The sequence below is a fragment of the Saccharomonospora iraqiensis subsp. paurometabolica YIM 90007 genome, assembly GCF_000231035.2.
GTDB lineage: Bacteria > Actinomycetota > Actinomycetes > Mycobacteriales > Pseudonocardiaceae > Saccharomonospora > Saccharomonospora paurometabolica.
Window position 1 is genome coordinate 2,311 of record NZ_KI912206.1, and the last position, 3,704, is coordinate 6,014.

The following is a 3,704-nucleotide window of genomic DNA, read 5'->3' on the forward strand; positions in this document are numbered from 1 at the left end:
CCCTCCGCGTGCTCCCGCACGGCGCCCTCCGCGTGCTCCCGCGCGGTGGCCTCGGCGTGCTCCCGCACGGCGCCCTCGGCGTGCTCGCGCACGATGGCCTCCGCCCCCGCGACGTCCAGCCCGTCCGGGCGCACCACCGTCCCCTGCGGCCGCTGTCGCCAGCCGGCGTAGCGCACGACCCGGGCCAGCGAGTTCACCGCCCGTTCGGGGCTGGGGTACGACGGGATCGAGCCGAAGGTCGGGGCACCGTCCGGCCCGGTGACCGCCAGCTCCGCGGGCACCCCCTCGGCGGCGAGGAACGTCGACACGATCGGCTTGGTCCATCCGGCGGGGTCCTCGCCGACCGAGTCCCGCAGCGCGCGGGCGTAGGCCGTCCCCGGGGTGGCGACCGGCGGCACGAACACCACCACGAGCGCGTCCACCTCCTCCGACTCCAGCGCCCGGCCGACCGCGGCGGCGAACGCCTCCGGCGGGGCCTGGGACCCGATGTCCACCGGCTCCATCCCGAGCCGCAGCCCCTGCGCCCGGGCCGTGTCGGCGGCGAGCATCCCGATCGCGCTCGAGTTCCCGACGATCGCGATCCGCGCGCCCCGGGGCAACGGCTGGTGGGCGAACACGAGCGCGGTGTCGAACAGCTGCGCCAGCGTGTCCACGCGCACCACCCCGGCCTGGTCGAACAGCGCCTGCACACTCGACTCGTCGATCTCGGTGGACGTGGCCGCCAGCTGGGGGCGCACGGCGTGCCTGCCCGACTTCACCGCGACCACCGGCTTGCTGCGCGCGATCCGGCGGGCCAGCCGGGCGAACTTGCGCGGGTTGCCGAACGACTCCAGGTACAGCAGCACCACGTCGGTGTGCGGGTCGGTCTCCCAGTACTGGAGCAGGTCGTTGCCGGAGACGTCGGCCCGGTTGCCCGCGGAGACGAACGTGGACAGGCCCAGCCCCCGGGCCTCGGCGTCGGCGAGGATCGCGATGCCCAGCGCCCCGGACTGGCAGAAGAATCCGGTGCGGCCCCGGCGGGGCAGCGAGGGGGCCAGCGTGGCGTTGAGCCGGACGCCCGGATCCGCGTTGAGCACGCCGAGCGCGTTCGGCCCGACGACCCGCATCCCGTGCGCGCGGGCCTCACGGACGAGCCGCAGCTCGGCGTCGGCGCCGTGCGGCCCGGTCTCGGCGAACCCGGCCGACACGATCACCAGCGCCTTCACCCCCTTGGCCAGTGCCGCGTCCAGAACCTCCTCGACCTGTCCGGCGGGGACGGCCACCACGGCGAGGTCGACCGGATCGGGGATCTCGGTCACCGAGGCGTAGGCACGCACCCCGCGCACCGACCCGTGCTCGGGATTGACGGGATAGACCGGGCCGGTGAAATCGGCCGAGAGGAGGTTGCTCAGCACCGCGTAGCCGATCTTCGTGGGATCGGTGGAGGCACCGATCACGGCGACCGAACGGGGGTGCAGCAGGTTGTGCACGCTGCGCGCCTCGGCGGCCTGCTCGCGGGCACGGGCCACCGCGACCGACTCCTCGGTCGGGTCGATGTCGAACTCCAGGTGCAGCAACCCCTCCTCGAAGGCCCGGCTGACCTGGTACCCGGCATCGCGGAAGACCCGGGTCATGGCCGCGTTCTCGGCCAGCACCTCGGCGACGAAACGGCGCAGCCCCCGCTCCGAGGCGGCGGCCGCGAGGTGTTCCAACAGGATCGACCCCAGGCCCCGCCCCTGGTGCGCGTCGTCGACGACGAAGGCGACCTCCGCGGAGGCACGGTCGAGCCGTTCGTACCGGCCCACGGCGACGATCTCGTCCCCGAGCACCGCCACGAACGCGACCCGGCCGTGGTGGTCGACCGTGGTGAACCGTTCGAGGTCCCGCGCCGGGATCCGCGGGTAGGCGCCGAAGTAGCGCAGGTACCGCGTCCGTTCGGACAGCCGCGCGTGCAGGGCGACGAGCCGGTCCGCGTCACTCGGCACGATCGGCCGCAGGTGCACGGTCCCGCCGTCGCTGAGCACGACGTCGGCCTCCCAGTGGGCCGGATAGGCGAACGGGTCCGGTCCACCGCCGGTGTCCGCGGGCCCCCGCTCCGTTCCGGAGGGCCCCCGCTCCGTTCCGGACCCGCCGGCCTCCGGCTCACCGCCGCTGTTGTTCATCGTCGACGCCCTCCTGCCCGACGGTCGGCGTTGGTGACGCCCCGTCCTAGTCCCGTGGATCATCCGGGTCGAGGCCGTACGACGGGAAGACCGCGCGCCGGGTCTCCCGCACGGCGACGTCCACCGGGTCGTCGTCCCCGTCGCCCCACGGGGAGAACGAGTCGGCGCCCCCGTCGGTCATGGTGCCGGGCAGGGCCGCGTTCGGGGCCTTCTCCCGCACCTGCTCCGCCCACGTGGCGGGGACCGGCGTCGACGGGGCGACGTCCCGGTCCAGCACAGTGGCGAGCAGGTGCGTCCACGAGCGGGGCACCACCCGGATGAGCTGATACCCCCCACCGCCGACGGCCAGCCACCGGCCGTCGGCGTGCGTGTCGGCCAGCTCCCGCAGGGTCCGGTAGATCCGGCGGTGGCCGTCCACACTCAGCGACAGGTCCGCCAACGGGTCCTCGGCGTGCGAGTCGACGCCGCACTGCGTGATCAGGATCTGCGGACGGAACCGTTCGAGCACCGAGGGCACCACGGCGTGGAAGGCCCGCAGCCAGCCCGCGTCCCCCGTGCCGGGCGGCAGCGCCACGTTCACGGCGGTCCCGTCGGCCTCGCCCGCGCCGGTCTCGGCGGCGTAGCCCGTCCCCGGGAAGAGGGTGAACGGGTGCTGGTGCAACGACACCGTGAGCACGCGGGGGTCGTCGTAGAAGGCGGCCTGCACCCCGTCGCCGTGGTGCACGTCGGTGTCCACGTAGGCGATGCGGTCGAAACCCTGGTCCAGCAGCCACGAGACGGCCACCGCACAGTCGTTGTAGACGCAGAACCCGGAGGCGTGGCCCGGCATCGCGTGGTGCAGGCCCCCGGCGATACCGACCGCACGCGTCGCACGGCCCTCGACCAGGCACCGCGCCCCGAGCAGGGTGGACCCCACCACCAACGCGGACGCGTCGTGCATGTCGACGAACACGGGGTTGTCCGGGGTGCCGAGTCCGTGGCCGACGTCGTGGCCCGCCATCGGCGCCCGCCGGACCGCCTCGATGTACTCCGGGGTGTGCGCCCGCAACAGCTCGGTCTCCCCGGCCGGATCCGGCGCCAGCAGGGGCACGTCGTCGAGCACCCCGAGCGCGGTCGCCAGGCGCACCGTGAGGTCGAGCCGGACCGGGTTGAACGGATGGTCGTCACCCAGGTCGTAGGCGAGCAGGGCGGGATCCCAGACGACGGCCGAGGAGGGCATGGGCACCGACCCTATCCGGGATCTCCTCCGGTGACAGCCACCCGCCGGGGATCGGCCGACCAGTTCGACCAGGACCCGGCGTACAGCGCCGCCGGTTCCGGGTGCCCCGCGAGTTCGAGGGCGAGTACCACCGAGCAGGCGGTGACCCCGGAACCGCAGTACGCACCCACCGGGGTGCCGGGCGCGACACCGAGGTCACGGAAGTGCCGTGCCAGCGCCTCCGGGGTCCGCCAGCGGCCGTGCCCGTCGACGTGCGCGGCGAACGGGGCGTTGCGGGCCCCCGGCACGTGCCCGGCCCGGGGGTCGACCGGTTCGGTCTCCCCCCGATACCGCTCCGGGGCGCG

General features: G+C 74.5%; 3 protein-coding genes. All 3 read right to left on the minus strand.

The annotated features are described in order from the left end of the window. The coding region (locus SACPADRAFT_RS25355; protein WP_007026880.1) for a bifunctional acetate--CoA ligase family protein/GNAT family N-acetyltransferase at positions 1-2,141 on the minus strand (2,141 nt) is incomplete at its 3' end. Positions 2,142-2,187: 46 nt separating this feature from the next. Then, positions 2,188-3,360, minus strand: a complete 1,173-nt coding sequence (locus SACPADRAFT_RS0203215) for an acetoin utilization protein AcuC (protein ID WP_007026881.1) — start codon at positions 3,358-3,360, stop codon at positions 2,188-2,190. An 11-nt stretch (positions 3,361-3,371) separates the two neighbouring features. Continuing rightward, on the minus strand, positions 3,372-3,704 hold a 333-nt coding region (locus SACPADRAFT_RS0203220), incomplete at its 5' end, for a sulfurtransferase (protein WP_007026882.1).